12 protein-coding genes are annotated in these 19,314 nt (G+C 54.0%); 8 read left to right on the top strand and 4 right to left on the bottom strand.

The window, feature by feature from the left end; translation table 11 throughout:
• Positions 1-182 precede the first annotated feature (182 nt).
• Entirely contained in the window at positions 183-4,025 is a 3,843-nt protein-coding gene (locus tag C8R21_RS07370; protein WP_258192304.1) for a YhdP family protein, read from the bottom strand.
• Between the two features lie 247 nt (positions 4,026-4,272).
• On the opposite strand from C8R21_RS07370, the gene glnE reads away from it, so the two are divergent.
• From glnE to C8R21_RS07340, 6 genes are all read left to right on the top strand, one after another.
• Positions 4,273-7,053: a bifunctional [glutamate--ammonia ligase]-adenylyl-L-tyrosine phosphorylase/[glutamate--ammonia-ligase] adenylyltransferase gene (gene glnE / locus C8R21_RS07365; RefSeq protein WP_107762176.1), complete on the top strand. Its 2,781-nt coding sequence runs from the start codon at positions 4,273-4,275 to the stop codon at positions 7,051-7,053.
• A 231-nt stretch (positions 7,054-7,284) separates the two neighbouring features.
• On the top strand, positions 7,285-8,196 hold the full coding sequence (locus tag C8R21_RS07360) for a PEP-CTERM sorting domain-containing protein (RefSeq protein ID WP_107762123.1): 912 nt from the start codon (positions 7,285-7,287) through the stop codon (positions 8,194-8,196).
• Between the two features lie 490 nt (positions 8,197-8,686).
• Complete coding sequence (locus C8R21_RS07355; RefSeq protein WP_107762122.1) at positions 8,687-9,604, top strand: branched-chain amino acid transaminase; 918 nt, start codon at positions 8,687-8,689, stop codon at positions 9,602-9,604.
• Between the two features lie 54 nt (positions 9,605-9,658).
• Positions 9,659-9,862 (top strand): zinc-finger domain-containing protein, encoded by a 204-nt coding sequence (locus C8R21_RS07350; RefSeq protein ID WP_107762121.1) that lies wholly within the window; start codon positions 9,659-9,661, stop codon positions 9,860-9,862.
• A gap of 130 nt (positions 9,863-9,992) precedes the next feature.
• Positions 9,993-11,399, top strand: a complete 1,407-nt coding sequence (locus C8R21_RS07345; protein WP_107762120.1) for a phosphomannomutase/phosphoglucomutase — start codon at positions 9,993-9,995, stop codon at positions 11,397-11,399.
• Between the two features lie 89 nt (positions 11,400-11,488).
• Complete coding sequence (locus C8R21_RS07340; RefSeq protein WP_107762119.1) at positions 11,489-12,010, top strand: low molecular weight protein-tyrosine-phosphatase; 522 nt, start codon at positions 11,489-11,491, stop codon at positions 12,008-12,010.
• Between the two features lie 163 nt (positions 12,011-12,173).
• Here C8R21_RS07340 and C8R21_RS07335 read toward each other — a convergent pair whose 3' ends face one another.
• Complete coding sequence (locus C8R21_RS07335) at positions 12,174-15,095, bottom strand: ribonuclease E/G (protein WP_107762118.1); 2,922 nt, start codon at positions 15,093-15,095, stop codon at positions 12,174-12,176.
• 491 nt (positions 15,096-15,586) lie between these two features.
• Here C8R21_RS07335 and C8R21_RS07330 point away from each other — a divergent pair, with 491 nt between their 5' ends.
• Both C8R21_RS07330 and C8R21_RS07325 read left to right on the top strand, forming a co-directional pair.
• Positions 15,587-16,573: an RluA family pseudouridine synthase gene (locus tag C8R21_RS07330; RefSeq protein ID WP_107762117.1), complete on the top strand. Its 987-nt coding sequence runs from the start codon at positions 15,587-15,589 to the stop codon at positions 16,571-16,573.
• A gap of 122 nt (positions 16,574-16,695) precedes the next feature.
• On the top strand, positions 16,696-17,646 hold the full coding sequence (locus C8R21_RS07325) for a S49 family peptidase (protein WP_107762116.1): 951 nt from the start codon (positions 16,696-16,698) through the stop codon (positions 17,644-17,646).
• A gap of 262 nt (positions 17,647-17,908) precedes the next feature.
• On the opposite strand, the gene C8R21_RS07320 is transcribed toward C8R21_RS07325, so the two are convergent.
• Positions 17,909-18,631, bottom strand: a complete 723-nt coding sequence (locus C8R21_RS07320) for an SAM-dependent methyltransferase (protein WP_107762115.1) — start codon at positions 18,629-18,631, stop codon at positions 17,909-17,911.
• On the bottom strand, positions 18,628-19,224 hold the full coding sequence (locus tag C8R21_RS07315; RefSeq protein WP_181258877.1) for a Maf family nucleotide pyrophosphatase: 597 nt from the start codon (positions 19,222-19,224) through the stop codon (positions 18,628-18,630). Before C8R21_RS07315 ends, C8R21_RS07320 begins: the two co-directional genes overlap by 4 nt.
• Positions 19,225-19,314: the final 90 nt, after the last annotated feature.

Genomic DNA, 19,314 nt, shown 5'->3' with positions numbered 1-19,314 from the left:
GTAACTTAAAAGATTGTCTTTATAAAGTATTGTGGTTGATACCACGTCCGACATTGTCCCAGGCCGCCTTGGGGCTCCTATGTACTGGATTTAATGCAGGTGCTAGTTTGGCGAGCGTCATATAACGGGCATGGTCAGTCAATGCGACCGTTGCCGGCAGACCTCGCGCGAGGAGACTCGGGTCATGGTTGAGGTCCCGCCAGTTCCGGGGGGGGGTGCCCTATCCGGGTTACGACAGGATCTGCCCAGGTGCCGGTAATGTTGTAGTCCCTCGATGGAGCAGAGGTTTGTTTCATGGCTGTGCTTGCAATTACCGATGCCATCCCGACTACGGGAGACGCAAGTCCATAGGAAGGGGTAACCCTGATGTGAAGTTTTTGCGTTTCCGCTTCGAGATTCATCTGTCCATTCATGGTAACCCTTGCAGCCGGCCCGTTGATTTTAAGCTCATCCGTCGATGCAATGCCACTCGCGATATTTATGCTGCCGGAAATATCGTCAAATCCGAAACCTTCACTGAACACATCGCGAAAGTCCAACGTGATCCGCCGCGGCAGCGAACGGAGATTGAAAATGCCAAAAAGCCTGCCGATTCCTGGCTCAAACCCGGGAAACTGTCCGCGTCTTGCGTCAAGCTTAAACCTGCCGGACAAGGTGGAGTAATCTATCGACAAGGGATCCCCCTGCCAGGACAGGATGCCCTCAAGCGTGCCGCTTCCACTGGTTATGCGATCAGGAAGGTCGAACCGTTCCAGGAATTTGCCAATGTCATCTGCTTTCAGCATGACCGTAGCCTGCGTCTGCGGAGTTGCAGTCCGGCTTTTCCATAGACCTCGCATTGTTATCGAACTGTCCGGATTGACAATGTGCAGTTTGTCGATGTACCAGTTCCGTTCTTCCTGATTTGCAATCAGTTCCAGCTTACCCAGTTGTTTCTCGCCAAAGACAAAGTCGTCCGCGATTACATCGAGCGCCGGCAGATCCTTTTCCTGTTGGCCGCTCCTGGATACAGTACCTGGCCCGGAAGGAGAAATTGCAGGAATGATCAGCCTGTTCAGGCGCGCCACTATCTTGCCGGTGCCGGATGGGTTCCAGGTGATGCCTCCATTGACCTCCTCGCTTGCAATCATGCAATACCACAGACTGTCTTTTCTGTCAGCATCCAGCCTGACATCATCGAACTGCCTGCCCAGAAAGCCAAGCGATCCTATATACAGGTTTAAGCCGCTCAAACTGGAAGGGGCGGCAGATTGAATTTCGAGCTGCTTGAGCAAGAGGCGCCAGCGGTCGAGATTCAATACGGGCAATGCACCCTTTATCACGATACCGGGCTCTTCAGGAAGAAAAACGGTTGAGGGACCGAAAACGACGGAACCGCGCTCCATGTAAAAATGACCGGCATCGTCCCGGTTGCGCCTGATCTTTGCCTTGATGCCCTCGCCATAGCTCAGGTGCAGTTCCTCGCTCTGTATACCTGTTGCCTTTCTTTCGAATTTCACTGGTATTGCATCATGCGCGGCCTTCGACAACGGCTCGGGCAGATCCGATGAAATTCCCTTCAAGGATGATTCAACGATCACATTCGTGGACCGGTTGTCTACGAGCACCGCTGCTTGCCAATCGCTGCTGCCATGTACGTGCCGAGTCCAGAAAGGGGCGCTGCGTGACGTGCTGGCTTGGGAGGCTTCAGCCAGGTTGTCGAAATTGACCTTGCCGATAGCGGAAAAACGTGTGCCACCGCCTGGCATATCAGAGGAAGTGATCAGCACGGGACCGCCGAGAAGACGGCCACTCAGGTTTTCCGTTCTTATTTCAGAACCGGTAAAGGTCAGTGCGCCGTTCAATTGCTCCAGCTCGGGAATATGTGGACCCGGATCGATCCGGTTGTTCATGAATCGGTAGTTGCCCCACAGTTTGATTTCCCCTGACCCGCGCAAAGGAATATCAAGTTTGAGCAGCAATCTCCCGTCGCCAGAAATATGGGTATTGTCCACCAGCCAGTTGTCGTAAGTGCCTGGGGTTTTTGCGGCAGCGAATGCCAAAAACTGATGGGTGGCGCCGCTCGCTTCCAGTTCGGTTTTGAGCCTCGCCTCGGCGGCAGTCATGTCAGGAATGATCAGTCTTGCGTTCCCCAGGCGCGCTCCAAGGATGTCCCCTTTGGAAACATTGATCTCCATGCGATTATCGTTAAGACGTACGTTGCCTGCGAGATTCTCTATCCGGGGCCAGCCGGGGAGGTGATCGAGCAGCATGCCCGATATCTTTGCGGCAAATTCGAAGACGCCGGGATTGCTTGAGACGGAGGGAGGTCGAGCCAGATTCCCCTTGAGGTGAAGCCGGGCATTCGAAATATTCCCTGCAACAATGGATTCTCCCAGCCAGTCAGGAAAATACTCTCTCCCTTTCCCGGACAGGAGACGCAGCAGAGAAGGCGCGTCAGCGCGGGTGAGATGAGCTGTCAAGTCGAGGATACCCGGGCTGCCAGGCACTGTCTGGTAATTTCCATAGGCTGACCCGGCTGCATATGCACTGGAGAAGGAGATATTGCTGAACTTTATCGACTTTGAACCGTTGCTGGTCAGGTTCCACCTTATCTGTCCCGTAAGTATATTCAGCGTTATCGGTTCAACAGGTGTATCCGGCGGTTGCAGCACGGTGTTTTGGGAATCCAGATTCAGCGTGCCCCCCTGTTCGGTAATGTCAATATTCCCGCTGACACCAGTAAAGGCAGGCATGCTATCGGACCTTTTCATTCCCAGTCTGGTAAATCTCCCCGTGGCATGGAAAGAAGAGGGTGTCGGCCATTCGCCCGTCCATTTTATCAACATCGAATGCAGTTTGCCGCGGGGGGAAACAGCGCGGATTTTAGTCCGCAGCGGCTCGCTCAGCGGCAGGTATTTCGTCAACTCCTCCAGTTTATCCAGTCTCAGGTTCTGGACGCTCAATGTGTTGCTATCCGGTTTGCCGGCATCCTGGTGAAGCTGCTGCAACGAAAAATCCAGCAAAGGCAAGGGCGGTTTGCCATAAAACGCAGCGGTGAGCCGACGTGCGAAAAGTTGACTGCCGTTGCTGCCTTTATCATCTATCTTGTGCCACCCGACCCTGCCTGCCAGCCTGGTCAGGTTCAATTCCGGCAGAGTCGGCGCGAGCCGCGCCTTTACATTCTGCAGGCGCATGTCTGCCGTAACTTTGTTCATATCTGCTCCGTCGATACCCGCCCAGATACGCAGCGCGCCAACACCCTGATTCAACTTTATTTCCTCGGGGAAGGGCAGCCAGGCACGCCAGGCTGCTATATCGGCGCGGGTTATCTGCATGAAAAGCCGGCCCCGCCATAATCCGGGATTTGCGAGCGACTCTCCCTTGAAATCCCCGCGCATATCGAGATGGGCGGCAAGCCGCGCGGGGGGTACGGCACTGATGCCGAAGCGATGATGTCTGCCCCGGTTCTCGAGGCGCAGGTTGACCAGCAGTTCCAGCTGCGGGGCAGCGCGCTGATCATCCTGCCAGAGGATATTGGCATTGTTTATGATGACTTGCCTCTGGTTGAGGAGCCAGTCGAAAAAGCCATCTTCACTTCCGGCAAATTCCTGCTTCAGTGCGAATCCGGCGACATGAATGACGCCGGCAGCGTCTCGACGTACGATCAAATCAGGCTGATCGATTGCGATTTCACGAAAGAGCAATTCGCCATGCAATATCGAACGCCATGAAAACGTGCCTTCAAGGCGATTCAGCAGCAAGGTGACACCCTCGTTATCATGCACGCGCACATCACGCAACATCATGTGAGGCCGGAACCCGTCCCAGTTCGCGCTGACCTCGCCCAGCATTACATATTGGCCGGAAGCATGGCTGATGGCGGAAGCGATGTTTTCACGGTACTGTTCGATATTCGGCAACAGCCAATAGCGGAGAGACAACAGCAGAACCGAAAAGACGGCTGCAACTGCAATCAGCACCCACATGGAAAGCCGGAACAGGAAGCTCCGTAGCACAAAAAATGAAATTGCTGACAGGTTCAATAAATTGTTCCGATACGGGTACTGGGGGAAGGACTCAGGAACATTCGGACCCCTGATGATTATTCGTTAAATCATACTCAAAGGAATCTGATCCGGAGGTGAATGCCGAGGGGAGACGTGACAAAGCGGATTAGATGCAGCAACGGGTTCTTTGTTCAATCCTTCAATAGAAGCTGCGGCATAGGTTATGCAGGAATTATCTACTCCACTCATTATCCTCCCGTTTTATTTTAACCTGAATTCAATCATGCTTTCCCATAGTCCCGCCAGAGAAATAGTGCAATCTATCCTGCCGCTGAGCCGTTACGTCCAAGGTCAGGTGGCAAGCGACCCCGGCCTGCTGGCTGAGCTGGAGCAAAACCTGCAGCGACCTTTCATGCGAGAGGAAATGCAGGCATTTCTGCAGGCATCCGCTCAAGGAATAAATGATGAGGAAGGACTGCACGCGGTCCTGCGCGGCTTGCGCAAACAGGTGCTGCTGCGGGTAGCGTCGCGGGACCTGGCAGGACTGGCTGATCTGGCCGAGGTGATGTCATCCATGACAGCTCTGGCGGAGCTTACCATCGGTTTCGCGCTGGAGCGCTTGTACGCCTGGCTAGCTGAGCCAGGGCGTTACGGTCAACCGAAAAGCGCCGATAGCCGGGTTCAGCAGATGCTGGTCATCGGGATGGGAAAGCTTGGCGGTGGCGAACTCAATGTTTCCTCTGACGTGGATCTTATTTTCGTATATCCGGAAGATGGCGAGACCGATGGGCACCGGTCAATTTCCAATCAGGATTTTTTCGTTCGCCTGGGACGGAAACTGATTACAAGTCTTAATGACATTACCGCAGACGGTTTCGTTTTCCGAGTGGATATGCGATTGCGGCCGTATGGGGAAAGCGGGCCGCTGACGATGAGCTTTGCCATGCTGGAAGAATATCTGATCACCCAGGGACGGGAATGGGAGCGTTATGCGTGGATCAAAGGCCGTGTCGTAGCAGGTCCGCGCGAAGAAAAACCAGCCCCTGTAGAGCAGATCACGCAACCCTTCGTGTTTCGCAAATACCTGGACTTCGGTGCCTACGAATCCATGCGCGCACTTCACGCCCAAATCCGCCGGGAGGTTCAGCGCCGGGAAATGTACGGAAATATCAAACTTGGGTCGGGCGGTATCCGCGAAATCGAGTTCATTGCCCAGGTATTCCAGCTGATCCGGGGTGGACGCGATCCGGATTTCCGCATCCGGCCCACGCTTGCTGTACTGCACTTGCTGGGGGAAAAACAACAGTTACCGGGGGAAACGGTGGCAGAACTGGTGGAGGCATACACTTTTTTACGCAACCTTGAGCATCGCCTGCAGTATCTTGACGATCAACAGACCCACGTTCTGCCTGAAAGCTCCCCGGATCAGTCGCTGATTGCAGCTTCGATGGGTTTTGCATCCTATGACGGATTTTTAAAGAAGCTCAACGACCATCGCTCGAATATAACGCGACATTTTGAGGCTATCTTCGCGACCCCCCGTACTTCTGAGGCCTCCAATGCGCTTGCCGACCTGTGGAAGACTGGAGAAGACGGCGTTCAAGCCGAAGGCGCGCAGACGCAACTCGCTAAACTGGGATTTTCCAATCCGGAGAAAATTCTTGAGTGTGTGGAGGAATTTCGCTCGGGCACCCGCTACAGGCAACTGCCGCAAACGAGCAAAAAACGCATCGATGCGCTTGTTCCTGCCCTGATCGAAGTGGCTGCAAGGTTTCCTTCCGCAGACCTCACGCTGGAACGACTGATGCAGTTGCTGGAAACCGTCAGCAGGCGTTCGGCTTATCTGGCCCTGCTGCGCGAGCATCCCCACGCGTTGGGACGGGTAGCCAAGCTCGTCAGCGCAAGTCACTGGGCCAGTGAATACTTGAACAGGCATCCGATCCTGCTGGACGAACTGCTCCCGGGACAGTTCCGAGATCCGCTCGATTGGTCTCGTGCGGGGGAAAGGCTGATGCGCCAATTGCAGGATGCGGAGGGTTCCGGCGGCACCGATGTCGAACAGCAAATGGATATATTGCGGCATTTCCACCATGCCCAGGTATTTCAGTTGCTGGCGCGGGATGTGGAAGGATTGCTGCCCCTTGAGACCTTGAGTGATCATCTTTCCGATCTTGCCGACTTGTTGCTCGATACCGTATTGCACCTTGCCTGGTCGGGGTTGAGGAGGAGGCATAGAGATATACCTGCTTTTGCCATCATCGGCTATGGCAAGCTCGGCGGCAAGGAACTTGGTTATGCCTCCGACCTCGATATCATTTTTCTCTATGACGATCCCCATGCCGACGCTCCAGAAAGCTATGCCCGGCTGAGCCAGCGTATCAACTCATGGCTCACCAGTTACACTTCAGCGGGATTGCTCTACCAGACAGACCTGCGTTTGCGCCCCAACGGTAGCAGCGGCCTGCTGGTGAGTTCGATTCAGGCATTTGCTGAATACCAGCATCATCATGCGTGGGTCTGGGAGCATCAGGCGTTGACCCGGGCGCGATTTGTAGCCGGAGATGTACAGGTAGGGGAGGCATTCGAGCGTATTCGCAGGGAAGTGCTGCGTCACCCGCGGGAATTGCCGGATCTGAAACGGGAAGTATTGGTAATGCGGCAAAAAATGCTCGACGCTCACCCCAATACCAGCGGGTTGTTCGATATCAAGCATGATCGTGGAGGCCTTATCGATGTCGAGTTCATCGTGCAGTACCTGGTCCTTGGACACGCCTGCCATCACAAGGAATTGACCGGCAATATCGGTAATATCGCGTTGTTGAAGCTGGCGGCAAAGCTGGGATTGATCAGGAATGAAGTCGCAGAGCCGGCCCTTAATGCCTACCGGGAATTCCGGCGGACGCAGCACTGGCTGAGATTGAGCGGTTACTCCGACCTCGCGGGTTCGTCTTCCGCGAACGGCAAATCGCAAAAGTTTGCGCGTGTTGAAGCAGATTATTTTGAGAATGAAATCGCGGCAGTATCTCGGTTGTGGAATGAGGTTTTCGGCGCATCCACGGTTTAGTCCTCCCTGGATTCAGGGGTACACCTCCATCGTAATTCAGCAGTTCGGTGAGAATGAATGCGCACGTGCTGGAAATACTTTTTTAACCAATGGAGCAATTATCTCTTGCGGTTTGCGTACGAAGTGCTATACCTCTAAAAAGTCCTGAAAAAATTCGACGTTTTCTTTGGTTATAGGTCCGTAAAGCCTATTAAATCTTTTAAGAAAGAGGGGAGAAAAGGGAGGTTTACCATGCACTCAGTCAAAATGCTCGCCGGAGCAACGTTTGCTACCGCCATTCTTTGCAGTCCCTCCGCCTGGTCCGCCGCCCCCGTGGTGTACAGCGGATCGGGTGCCAACGCAACTACCGCTCTTGACGCTTTTCGCACCGCAATCGGAGGCGTCAAGAATACCGGCGCGCCCGAGACGAGCGGTCGCCGCGAAATCAGTTGGGATGGAGTCAGGCTTGATGGCACCGACGCGAATCCGAACACTCAAGTGGTTGACAGCGGTCATACAGTTATCATCCCCGTCGATCGTTTCCAGAACCAGGGGGCGTTATTCGAGGACCCCTATGCGGTAAGCGGGGATGGCTTCGCCAGCGTTAACCCCGCTACCGCAGGACAGTTTCCTGCCTTTAGTCCCAACAATACCTTTGTCATGCAGGATGATACTCCATACCAGTTCGATGACCGCTTCATCGGGCAAAGCTTCACCATTCCCGGCACGGCGACGGCAGCGGGCACCCGCGGTTTTGGTGCCATTTTTGTCGATGTGGAAAAAGCTGGCAGCAGCAGCATCGAATACTTCGGTCATGACAGCGGCGGCCACGAGGTCAGCCTTGGCACCTTTAATGTGCCCACGGGTACGAGCGGCGAGCCGCAGTTCCTCGGCGTGCTGTTCGATCAGCCGGTGGTGACGGACGTGAAACTGGCTGTGGGGACAAACACCCTGTTCAACTTCGATGGCACCCACTTTCAGTCGTTTGGCAGTGAAAATCTTGCTGGCGGTACTGATCTTGCCGTCACCGATGATTTCGTCTACGGGGAACCGACTATGGCAGCAGCCATTCCCGAGCCGTCATCTTATGCCTTGATGCTGGCGGGCCTTAGCCTGCTTGGTTTGATTGCCTATCGCAAAAAACCCGCGTTTAACCAGCTCTAGCATCATTTCAAACAAACCCCATCTCAGCGATGGGGTTTGTTCTTCAGCGGCATTATTTTTGTAGCCGTACTGCTGAGAAGGATTCAAAGCAACCGACTGTTCCCGCAAACGGCTCAAACGCTCTCAGACCATCTGCAATCGTATTTGTCTATAACGGTAACGGGCTTATACTTATCGGCAAATCGCCGGGATGGCACTCAATCCTAAAAACTGCCTGCCGTTAATTAAGCTGTCTGTCAGCAGTAAATTCTGGTCTTGACGTTTGTTGCGAAACCGGATCTATTCCGCTGGCATTCAGTATAAATTCCCCTTTGATAGTAATTCCAGAATAATTCCAGGCACTAACGGACGAGCCGGGATAGGTATGTGGAACGATTGCAAGTCCGGTGCAAACAGTCCGTTTTCCTGCATCCCTTCTCTTGAAAGGGAGTCCAGAGGATCAGGAAATACGTTAGAATATACGAACTTAAATTCTCTCCGGAGTCTGTGAATGTCAATGGCTGATCGCGATGGTGTGATCTGGAGTGATGGAAAGATGATTCCGTGGCGTGAGGCTACCACCCATGTGCTCACCCACACCTTGCACTACGGAATGGGGGTATTCGAAGGATTGCGTGCCTACGAAACCCCCCGTGGTCCTGCAATTTTCCGTCTGAAAGAACACACCGATCGTTTATTCAATTCCGCGCACATCTTCATGATGAAGATGCCCTATGACAGGGCTACATTGATGCAGGCGCAGTGCGATGTCGTAAGGCAGAACGATCTCAAGTCGGGCTATATCCGTCCCATCGTATTTTACGGTTCGGAAGCGATGGGCATCTCAGCCAAAACACTTTCCGTGCATGTGGCTATTGCAGCCTGGGCGTGGGGCACGTATCTCGGCCCTGATGGTCTCGAAAAAGGTATCCGTGTCAAGACATCGTCATTTACGCGGCATCATGTGAATGTCAATATGTGCCGCGCCAAATCAGTCACGACTTATGCAAATTCCATCCTGGCGCATCAGGAAGTAGCGCACGACGGCTATGACGAGGCGCTGCTTCTAGACGTGGACGGCTATGTTGCAGAAGGAGCGGGTGAAAACATATTCATCGTGAAGCAGGGCAAATTGTATACCCCTGACATGACTTCCTGTCTGGAAGGCATTACACGCGCGTCTCTCATAGAGCTCGCGGGAGAAATCGGCATTCCGGTTATCGAGAAGCGCATCACCCGAGATGAAGTCTATTGCGCGGATGAAGCCTTTTTTACCGGTACCGCAGCCGAGGTAACCCCGATCAGGGAGTTGGATAACCGCACGATCGGCAGCGGCAGGCGCGGCCCTGTCACGGAAAAGCTCCAGGCCCTCTTTTTTGAATGCGCCAGGGGAAATGGCAAACATGCCGACTGGCTCACCTATGTCTGATAAAACTTTATATCCTCATCGATCCATTTAAGCGATACGTCTTAGGAAAATCTGATGCAGAAGCTTGCCGCCAACACCCAGCGCCAGATCGAGGTAACGCCCGATGATCTGCCGCTTCATTGTCCCACGCCTTCCATGCTGTTATGGAATTCGCATCCCCGCGTTTTTCTGCCCATAGAAGATACGGGAGAAGCGCTGTGTCCCTACTGCGGCACACATTACGTACTCAAGGGCGGTGCAGTTGCAGGCCACCACTGACCTGAATATACCTTAAAGCCCAAATACGAAATACGAGCAGCACAGTCGTAACCAGTGTAAATGCTGCCACTGAAGATACCATTGCGACCATTGATACAGCTGAAGCTCAGCTCTTATCCACCTATCATCCATGCGCCAACTTCCACCAGAAATCTTCAAAGCCTATGACATCCGAGGGATTTTCGGAAAAACACTGACCGTTGAAGGTGCCGAAGCGATTGGTCACGCCATCGGCTCTGAGGGGCGTGCACGCGGACTTGCCGCCATCACCATAGGGCGCGACGGAAGGTTGTCGGGTCCCGCGCTGGTGCAAGCCCTGGCCAGGGGTCTGCAAAAAAGCGGCGTCAACGTAATCGATGTCGGTACTGTCGCGACCCCGATGCTCTACTATGCGGCGCATGAGTTGTCCGGTTATTCCGGCGTGATGGTAACCGGGAGCCATAATCCGCCGGAATACAACGGCTTTAAAATGGTACTGGGGGGAGAAACGCTTGCTGCGGAATCAATACAGGCCTTGCGTGCGCGCATCGAAAATGAAGACCTTGCTCACGGCAATGGCAGCTACCACAAGCAGGACATTGCGGAAGGATATCTCCGACGCATAACCGCGGACATAAAGCTGGCGCGGCCCATGAAGATTATCGTCGATTGTGGCAATGGGATACCCGGTTTATACGCTCCGGAGTTGTACCGCAGGCTCGGATGCGACGTAACGGAGCTGTTTTGCGAGGTGGACGGCAATTTTCCCAATCATCATCCGGATCCCTCGGTACCGGAGAATCTGCGGGATGTGGTGCAAGCGCTTGAAACGACTGACGCCGAGATAGGGCTGGCCTTCGATGGAGATGGTGACCGCGTGGGCGTGGTTACCAAAAGTGGAGCGATCATTTATCCGGATCGGCAATTGATGCTGTTTGCAGCCGACGTGTTGTCGCGGAATCCGGGGGGGCGGATCATTTTCGATGTGAAATGTACGCGTAATCTGGCACCGTGGATCGTGCAGCACGGAGGCGAGCCGATCATGTGGAAAACCGGTCACTCCTTCATCAAGGGGAAACTGAAGGAAACCGGGGCGCTGCTGGCGGGAGAGATGAGTGGCCATATCTTTTTCAAGGAGCGCTGGTATGGCTTCGACGACGGGCTCTATGCCGGAGCGCGTTTGCTGGAGCTGCTCAGTTCCAGGGTGGATATTGATGCTGCATTCAACTCGATTCCGGACGCGGTCAGCACGCCAGAGTTGCAGATCAGGTTGAAGGAAGGGGAAAACTACGCGATTATCGCGCAAATGCAGAAAACAGCCGGCTTTGACCGGGCTGAACGCATTATTACTACCGATGGAATGCGAGTCGAATATGAAGATGGTTTCGGCCTCGCGCGCTCATCCAATACCATGCCGGTAATCGTGCTGCGCTTCGAGGCAGACAGCGAGGCAGCTTTGAGGCGTATCCAGAATGATTTTTGCAGAGCGATCCTGCAAATCAAACCGGACGCGGAACTGCCTCATCAACTGGGGGGAAATCTTTCCGCCACATGCTGATGAGCTGCTGGAATGTTCTGAAGGACGTTGCCAGCAAGTTACAGGAATGGAAATGTCCCGAGTGGGAAGTCAAACTGATATAACCGAATATGATGAACAGGAGAGAGGGCACCAGGACCAACGTTTTGTTCGTTTGCATGGGCAACATCTGCCGCTCGCCCACCGCTGAGGCCGTTTTCCGGCACCAGGTCATCGCGGCTGGGGTGGAGGACGAAATCCACATCGACTCTGCCGGTACACATGATTATCACATCGGCGAGCCGCCGGATGAAAGGGCGCAAAGAGCAGCGGGAAGAAGGGGATATGACACAAAAGCATTGCGTGCTCGCATGGTAGATGAAAAGGACTTCGAGTTTTTTCACTATATTCTGGCAATGGACAGGGCGAACCTGGCTGTCCTTCAGAGAGAATGCCCAGCGGAATACAGTCATAAACTCGGATTACTGATGCAGTACAGTGAAAAGTTCTCCGAAGGAGTACAGGAAGTGCCAGATCCTTATTTTGGGGGGAGCCAGGGCTTCGAGCATGTACTCAATCTGGTGGAGGATGCCGGGCGGGGGTTGCTCAACCGGATTCGTACGGAAAATCGGGAAATGGGTTGCGCTGAATAACCGGAGTTGCGCATGCAGTTCAAGCCCAAGCGAAATTTCATCAAGCTGCTGGATGAGGTGGCGCGCAGTGCGGCCAAATGAGTGTCGATGCCGCGATATCGATGTGTATAAAGGCGGGAGAGTCTATCCCGCCTTTTTTCGTGAATCAGGTTGAACCGAGCTTTTACTTATGGGTTTCGACCTGTACCAACGATTCGTGCTGCTCGATTACCGGTGGAGGAGGCGTTCTTTTACGTCGAGGCTGCGCTTTCATTGCTTCCGCTTCAGTTTCAGTTTCAGCAGGTCTTATCTTTTCGGGAAGGGTCTCGATCATGATCAGGCCCGCTGCACTTAAATCGAGGGATTGCGTGGCCCCTGGTTGCTGAGGAGGCTCAGCTTGCTGCCCCTCTTGTGCAGGAACTTCTTCCTGTTCGATTTCTGCGGTTTCTGCACGGGGCATAGCCATTTCCAGGGCGCTCACGAGAACCCTAGAGGTGTCGTCCTCCGGAACGCTCCTTGCTGCTTCAACCGGCGGCTCTGATACCGGCGGTTCTGATGCCATTAAAATCGACGCACCCATAACCGCTGCTTTGGTCGCTGCCTCCCTCCGGTCCTCAGACAGCTTGTCGGATGGCTCATAAGCAATCTGGTGTTCATTCGCTGGAGCCACTTTTTCGGTTATCGTAGTTGCCGGAGCAGGGGCAGATTCCACTGCAGCCACCTCGGGCACAACTTCGGGCACAACCACCGGCAGAGCTCTATCCGCATGCAAAGGTGCGGAATGGGTGTCATCCCTTGCCCCCGCAGGGGATTCCATCAATGCCTCTTTTTCGTCCAGGAGGACAGAAGCCAGGGCAAGCGACGGTGTTCCATTTATCGGGCTCGAAATGATATCCGCCGCAGGATTGTCCTCATGCGCGACCTGATCGGCAGATTGCTGGAAAGGAGAATCCTTTGCAATTGTCTGCCCGGCTTCACGCGCTGCACGATCCGGGCGCTCGCTCCGGTCGCGTTGCCTGCCACCACGCCGTCTGCGGCGGCTGCCTTCCTCACTTGACTGTACGACTTCTTCCGTGGCGGACGGTTGCTCGGAAGAGAGCTTGAGGTCCGTCCGCGGTTTTTCTTCACGCTGCGGCCGGGGATGCTTTTTAGCAGCAGCTTTTTCGCCCGGAGTTTTTGCCTCGCTGCGTTCCTGGCGCTGGGGCACAGCTTCGCGCACCGACCCTGGGGCACCGCCTGGGCCGACTTCGCTCCCGCGCGCTGCGCGCTCATCACGTGGACGTTGGGCGGTGCGTGCCGCCTTTTCACTTTCACCGTTGCGTCCTTCCCGGCGGTCGCGGCGTCCCTGGCCCCGTTCCTCACGATGTGCAGCAGCGGCAGCCGGTTCGTGCCGAACAGTCTTTTCGCCGACCCCCCCCTGTTTAAACCAGCCGAATATTTTATCGAGCAGGGAAAGCGGTTCCGGTTCATGCTGCGGTTTTTGCTCGCGTATCGGCGCAGGTTGGGACGGCGTGATGCCTCTTACCGCTGCCTGTTGCCGCACAGGCTTGGCTTCCTGTCCGCTAGAAGGGAGGGGGATCTCCTGGGGCGGTTTCTCCACCAACTGATAACTCGTCTGAACTTCACCAAGTTTTACGTCGTCATGACGCAGGCGCGTGATGCTGTAATTGGGCGTTTCGAGATGGATGTTGGGAATCAGAACGACACTTACTTTCAGGCGTGCTTCGATTGCATGAATTTCCGCACGTTTTTCGTTCAGCAGGTAGGTCGCTACATCTACCGGCACCTGAGCATGCAGCACCGCCGTATTTTCCTTCATCGCTTCTTCCTGAATGATTCTGAGGATATGCAACGCCGAGGAATCGGTGCCCCGGATGTGACCGGTGCCGTGGCAGCGTGGACAGGAAATGTAGCTGCTTTCACCCAGGGAAGGCCGCAGTCGCTGGCGCGATAATTCGAGCAAACCGAAGCGGGAAATCTTGCCCATCTGCACGCGTGCCCGATCGTAGCGCAACGCGTCGTGCAACCGGTTTTCCACCTCGCGCTGGTTGCGCGAAACTTCCATGTCAATAAAGTCGATCACCACAAGGCCCCCGAGGTCGCGCAGCCGCAGTTGCCGCGCAATTTCGTCTGCCGCCTCCAAATTGGTAGCCAAGGCCGTCTGTTCGATGTCGGAACCACGGGTGGCACGGGCTGAATTTACGTCCACCGATACCAGGGCTTCCGTATGATCGATCACGATCGACCCACCTGAAGGAAGGGTAACCTGTCGTGAATATGCGGTTTCGATCTGGTGTTCGATTTGAAAGCGGGAAAACAGGGGCACGTCGTCGCGATAGAGCTTGACCCGCGCTACATTGCCTGGCATGACATGCCCCATGAACTGGCATGCCTGCTCATAGATGCTTTCCGTGTCAATCAGGATTTCACCGATTTCCTGATTGAAGTAATCCCGAATTGCCCTGATGACGAGGCTGCTTTCCTGGTAAATCAGGAAAGCGCCGCTCTGGCCTTTGGAAGCATCTTCAATAGCGCGCCACAACTGCAGCAGGTAGTTGAGGTCCCACTGCAACTCTTCTTCGCTGCGTCCTATCCCTGCCGTCCGGGCTATGATGCTCATGCCTTGGGGAATGTTCAAATGCGACATGACATCGCGCAGTTCGGCGCGATCTTCGCCCTCTATGCGGCGCGAGACACCTCCCCCGCGCGGGTTATTGGGCATCAGCACCAGATAACGGCCCGCGAGTGAGATATAGGTGGTAAGTGCGGCTCCTTTTGTTCCCCGTTCGTCCTTGTCCACCTGGACGATGAGCTCCTGGCCTTCATGAAGCGCGTCCTGGACTCGAACCCGACCCGGGTCCGGGCTCTCTTTCAAATAAGAGCGGGAAATTTCCTTGAACGGCAGAAAACCATGCCGCTCACCCCCGTACTCGACGAAGGCGGCTTCGAGGCTTGGTTCAAGACGGGTGATAACAGCTTTGTAGATATTGCTCTTGCGTTGTTCCTTGCCGGCAGATTCAATGTCGAGATCGATGAGTTTTTGACCGTCGACAATAGCGACACGCAATTCCTCCGGCTGTGTCGCATTAAATAACATGCGTTTCATTTTTTATGCCTCCCGCGCTCTAGTCACGGGCAGACAGCCTACGCGCGCAGGAAAACATGTCCTGCGCGCGTATACGAGAGCTTTTAGTCAGACAACTTGATCATGGCGTGGTAGCTGCTTATTAGTAGCTGCTTGTTAAAAATGGCCACTTCTCTGGCTTATTCTCTGGCTTGTCACTGTGGCCCTGCTTTATTTCGCAAGCAGAACCAGGAAATTAGTTTCAATCAGGTTTCGACTAGGGCTGCCCGTAACCAGGCGCTTCGAAACTGAAAACTGAAATCGACGTGTGCTTTGAGCGCGTAAATCCATTACTATCGCTACTTTATTGGTGAGCGACATTAACCATATCTTGGGGTCAGCTCTTTTCCCTCGGATAAAATCCCATCAACAGTACCACCTCGTGCACCGGATAAAGGATAGGCTGGAACCCTGACTTGACAAGTATAAGTAGAGTTAAAGATTTACGCAAAGAATTTCCTCCAAGTCCTGCGGTGAAGGAAATCATAGGGGAGGACAGCAAAGGGCAGCGTATTGATAATTTTTTAATCAAACGCTTGAAAAACGTGCCCAAAAGTCACATCTACCAGTTGTTGCGCAGCGGGCAGGTGCGGATTAACAGCAAGCGAGCCGCTCCGGACTACCATCTCCAGTCTGGAGATACCGTTCGCATACCTCCGGTGAGAATGGTGGAAAGATCGGCGCCGCCCCCGAAGAAATTGAGCAAACCGGGTTTTATTGCATTCCAGGTTTTGTTCGAGGATGATGCACTGATTGCCGTCAACAAGCCTCCCGGAGTTGCCGTGCATGGAGGAAGCGGCATAAGTTTCGGAGTGATAGAGCAATTGCGCGCCCAGCATCCTGACTGGAGGTTTCTGGAACTCGTGCATCGACTGGACAGGGAAACTTCCGGCGTATTGCTTCTTGCCAAGAACCGGCCGGCACTTGTAGAGTTGCATCAACAACTTCGTGCTGGAGAGGTGGAAAAGCACTACCTGACCCTGGTCAAGGGGCGGTGGCGTAATGCACGACAGAGTGTCAGGCTGTCGCTCAGAAAATATCTGACACCCGCCGGCGAGCGGCGTGTAGCAGTGGAAAAGGATGCAGATAAAAAAAAAGGTGGAATGAGCGCCCATACTATTTTCATCCTGCGAAAATCTTGGCTGAGCTTCAGCCTGCTGGAGGCTGAACTGAAAACCGGGCGTACCCATCAGATTCGCGTGCACCTTGCCTATCTCGGGTTTCCTATAGCGGGAGATGACAAGTATGGTGATTTTGCCTTGAATAAGGATATTGCCCGGCGTGTTCCTGGTTTGGAGCGCATGTTTCTCCATGCCCGGGCGGTCGAATTCACGCATCCCGTTACGCATGAAAAACTTCGTCTCGAAGCGCCGCTGCCGGATGATCTGCAAAAATTTCTGAATGCGATGGATAACCACGATAAACCATCGAAGTTTCCGGCGGAAAGGACGTTCTCCTGACTAGAGATCGCTACAGGTATGGTGGCCGGGGGCGGAAGCCAATGAGCAGTTTTGGCGGTTTTATGTTTGTGGCCTGTCGCTGCGGCAGGGCGCTTTATTTGACTTGAAGGATCGAAATAATTATGTCTGATTCACAGAATCGAAATGAAGATTGGGACAGGCAGGTGCTGGAAAAGCTGGTGTTCTCCACCTTGCAGGAACAGCGCCGCACGCGGCAGTGGGGGGTATTTTTCAAGTCTATTACTTTTATCTGGCTGTTTATCCTGCTATTTTTCGGTCTTGGCTGGTTTGAGGACAGTAGTATGTCCATTTCCGGCAAGCATACCGCTCTCGTCGATTTGCGCGGTGTAATCTCTCCCGACAGCATCAGCAGCGCGGAAAACATTACCGCAGGTTTGCAGCAGGCATTCAAGGACGCAAAAACGCAGGGTGTGATCCTGCGCATCAACAGTCCTGGGGGAAGTCCCGTCCAGGCAGGATACATCAATGATGAGATACGCCGCCTGCGTGCAGAATATCCTGAAATACCGCTCTACGCGGTCGTGGAAGATATCTGCGCTTCAGGGGGCTATTATGTAGCAGTTGCCGCCGACAAGATATATGTGGACAAGGCAAGTATTATTGGTTCCATCGGCGTCCTGATAAACGGGTTCGGTTTCACGAAAGCAATGGAAAAGCTTGGTATCGAAAGGCGGCTGATCACGGCAGGGGAAAGCAAGGCCTTTCTCGATCCATTTTCTCCCAACAATCGCGAGCAGGAGGAATATGCAAAGAAAATGCTGGGTGATATCCATGAGCAATTCATTCAGGTAGTTCAGCAAGGCCGGGGCGAACGCCTGAAAGAAAAGCCGGAAATATTCAGCGGCAAGGTATGGACAGGTCAAAAAAGTGTCGAACTGGGGCTTGCTGACGGAATGGGCAGCGCGGAGTACGTGGCGCGGGAAATTATCAAGGCGGAACACATTGTCGACTACACGACCCGCGAAGGAGTTGCCGAGCGCCTCGCCAAGCGCTTTGGAGGAGTCTTGGCGGAAACGCTGAGTGGTTTGGGAACGAGTGCGGGATTCCACTAATCCGGATATTTCGCCAGATTATTCTCGGGGCGACCGTGGCGGGTGGAGCAGTGGCTCCGAAGGAAGATGCGACCCCGAAACGGGAAACTGCAAGGCGACCGTGCGGGGAAAAAGTACTCTGTGTACGATACGCTTTCCCTAAGCGTACACCCTGACATAGGGGCGCGGTCGCGGCGCCCCTCCGCTGCCCGATCCCGCTTCACGGGTCCCTCGTGCCTCGCTTCGGGGCGCCCTGCCCAATCCCGCTTGCGGGCCCCTCGGACTACGCTCTCGGGCGCCCCCCATGCAACAAAAAGACAGCAGGTTTGTTGCTGAGTTCGGGCGAGACGCGCTTCCACTCCTTGATGGTCCTGGTTGCGATGAATTCGTCTGCAAGGGTGAGATTGCATGCGATACAGAGAGCCGTTCCTTCGCGGCAGGCGGCAGTGATCGCCTCCAGCAACTTCTGGTTGCGATAAGGCGTTTCGATGAATATCTGGGTTTGATTGCCGGTGATGGAGTTCTTTTCCAGTTCAAGGATTTTTTTTATACGCTTGCTATTTTCAACCGGCAGGTAGCCATGAAACGCAAAGCGCTGGCCATTCAATCCGGAGGACATCAGCGCGAGAAGAATGGAGGAGGGACCGACGAGAGGAACTACCTGGATATTCTTCTGGTGAGCGAGGCGCACCAATCCAGCTCCCGGATCGGCTATTGCGGGGCAGCCAGCTTCCGATAACAATCCTGTATCTATTCCCGCGAGCAGTGGCGCAAGCAGGTTCTCAAATTCCCTGGCGTGAGTGTGTTCGTCCAACACCTGCATGGTAATCTGCTGCAAAGGGAGAGCACAGCCCACCTGTTTCAGGAATTGCCTGGCTGTTTTTGGATGCTCGACAATATAATGATCAAGCCGCGCAATACATTCACGAACCGCGGGAGGCACTATCCAGCCAATATCGCTGTTGCCTAGTGGTGCAGGGATAAGATAGAGCGTTCCTGTACTCAAACTATCTCGACACCTTCAAGCATCAGCATTTCAACAAGCGCAATGAGCGGTAAACCGATTAATGCAGTGGGATCCTCGCTTTCCATATGCTCTATCAGCGCGATCCCCAGTCCTTCGAGCTTCGCACTGCCGGCACAGTGATACGGTTGTTCCTTATCGAGATAATTTTCTATCTGATGATCGCTTAACAGACGGAATTTGATACGAGAGGGCACGAGGCGTGCCTGCATGTTGCTTTGATCGCTGTTGAAAAGGCAAAGTGCAGTATAAAACAGAACTTCTTTTCCACGGACAAGCTGCAACTGCCGGGTTGCGTTGTGATGGTTCAGTGGTTTTCCGAGCTGGATACCTTCGAAAACCGCCACCTGGTCGGCGCCAATAATTAAAGCGCCGGGATGAGTTGCTGCAACTGCACGGGTTTTCGCAGCAGCCAGGCGAACGGCAGTAGCGTCCGGACTTTCACCGGGCAGAGGCGTTTCATCGATATCCGGATTACTGACGTCGAAGGGGATCTGCAGGCGCTGGAGAAGCTCCCGGCGATAAATGGAACTGGACCCTAATATAAGCTGTTGCGCAATCTGCTTTGTTTTCAATGTTTATTATTTTGGAGGGGAGGGAGCTTTTTTGACACTCAAGGGCAAAAAATATATCATGCGCGCCGTGTAACGCTGCAAATTGACCAG

The organism is Nitrosospira multiformis (assembly GCF_003050865.1).
GTDB lineage: Bacteria > Pseudomonadota > Gammaproteobacteria > Burkholderiales > Nitrosomonadaceae > Nitrosospira > Nitrosospira multiformis_E.
The sequence above is the reverse complement of the archived record's forward strand: the minus strand, read 5'-3'. Positions and strand labels throughout refer to the sequence as shown.

Excerpts from the sequence above, each read along its gene's own strand:
- glnE (WP_107762176.1), top strand. The coding sequence starts at position 4,273 with ATGCTTTCCCATAGTCCCGCCAGAGAAATAGTGCAATCTATCCTGCCG.
- C8R21_RS07340 (WP_107762119.1), top strand. The coding sequence starts at position 11,489 with ATGATGAACAGGAGAGAGGGCACCAGGACCAACGTTTTGTTCGTTTGC.
- C8R21_RS07325 (WP_107762116.1), top strand. The coding sequence starts at position 16,696 with ATGTCTGATTCACAGAATCGAAATGAAGATTGGGACAGGCAGGTGCTG.
- C8R21_RS07355 (WP_107762122.1), top strand. The coding sequence starts at position 8,687 with ATGTCAATGGCTGATCGCGATGGTGTGATCTGGAGTGATGGAAAGATG.
- C8R21_RS07350 (WP_107762121.1), top strand. The coding sequence starts at position 9,659 with ATGCAGAAGCTTGCCGCCAACACCCAGCGCCAGATCGAGGTAACGCCC.
- C8R21_RS07360 (WP_107762123.1), top strand. The coding sequence starts at position 7,285 with ATGCACTCAGTCAAAATGCTCGCCGGAGCAACGTTTGCTACCGCCATT.
- C8R21_RS07345 (WP_107762120.1), top strand. The coding sequence starts at position 9,993 with ATGCGCCAACTTCCACCAGAAATCTTCAAAGCCTATGACATCCGAGGG.
- C8R21_RS07335 (WP_107762118.1), bottom strand. The coding sequence starts at position 15,095 with ATGAAACGCATGTTATTTAATGCGACACAGCCGGAGGAATTGCGTGTC.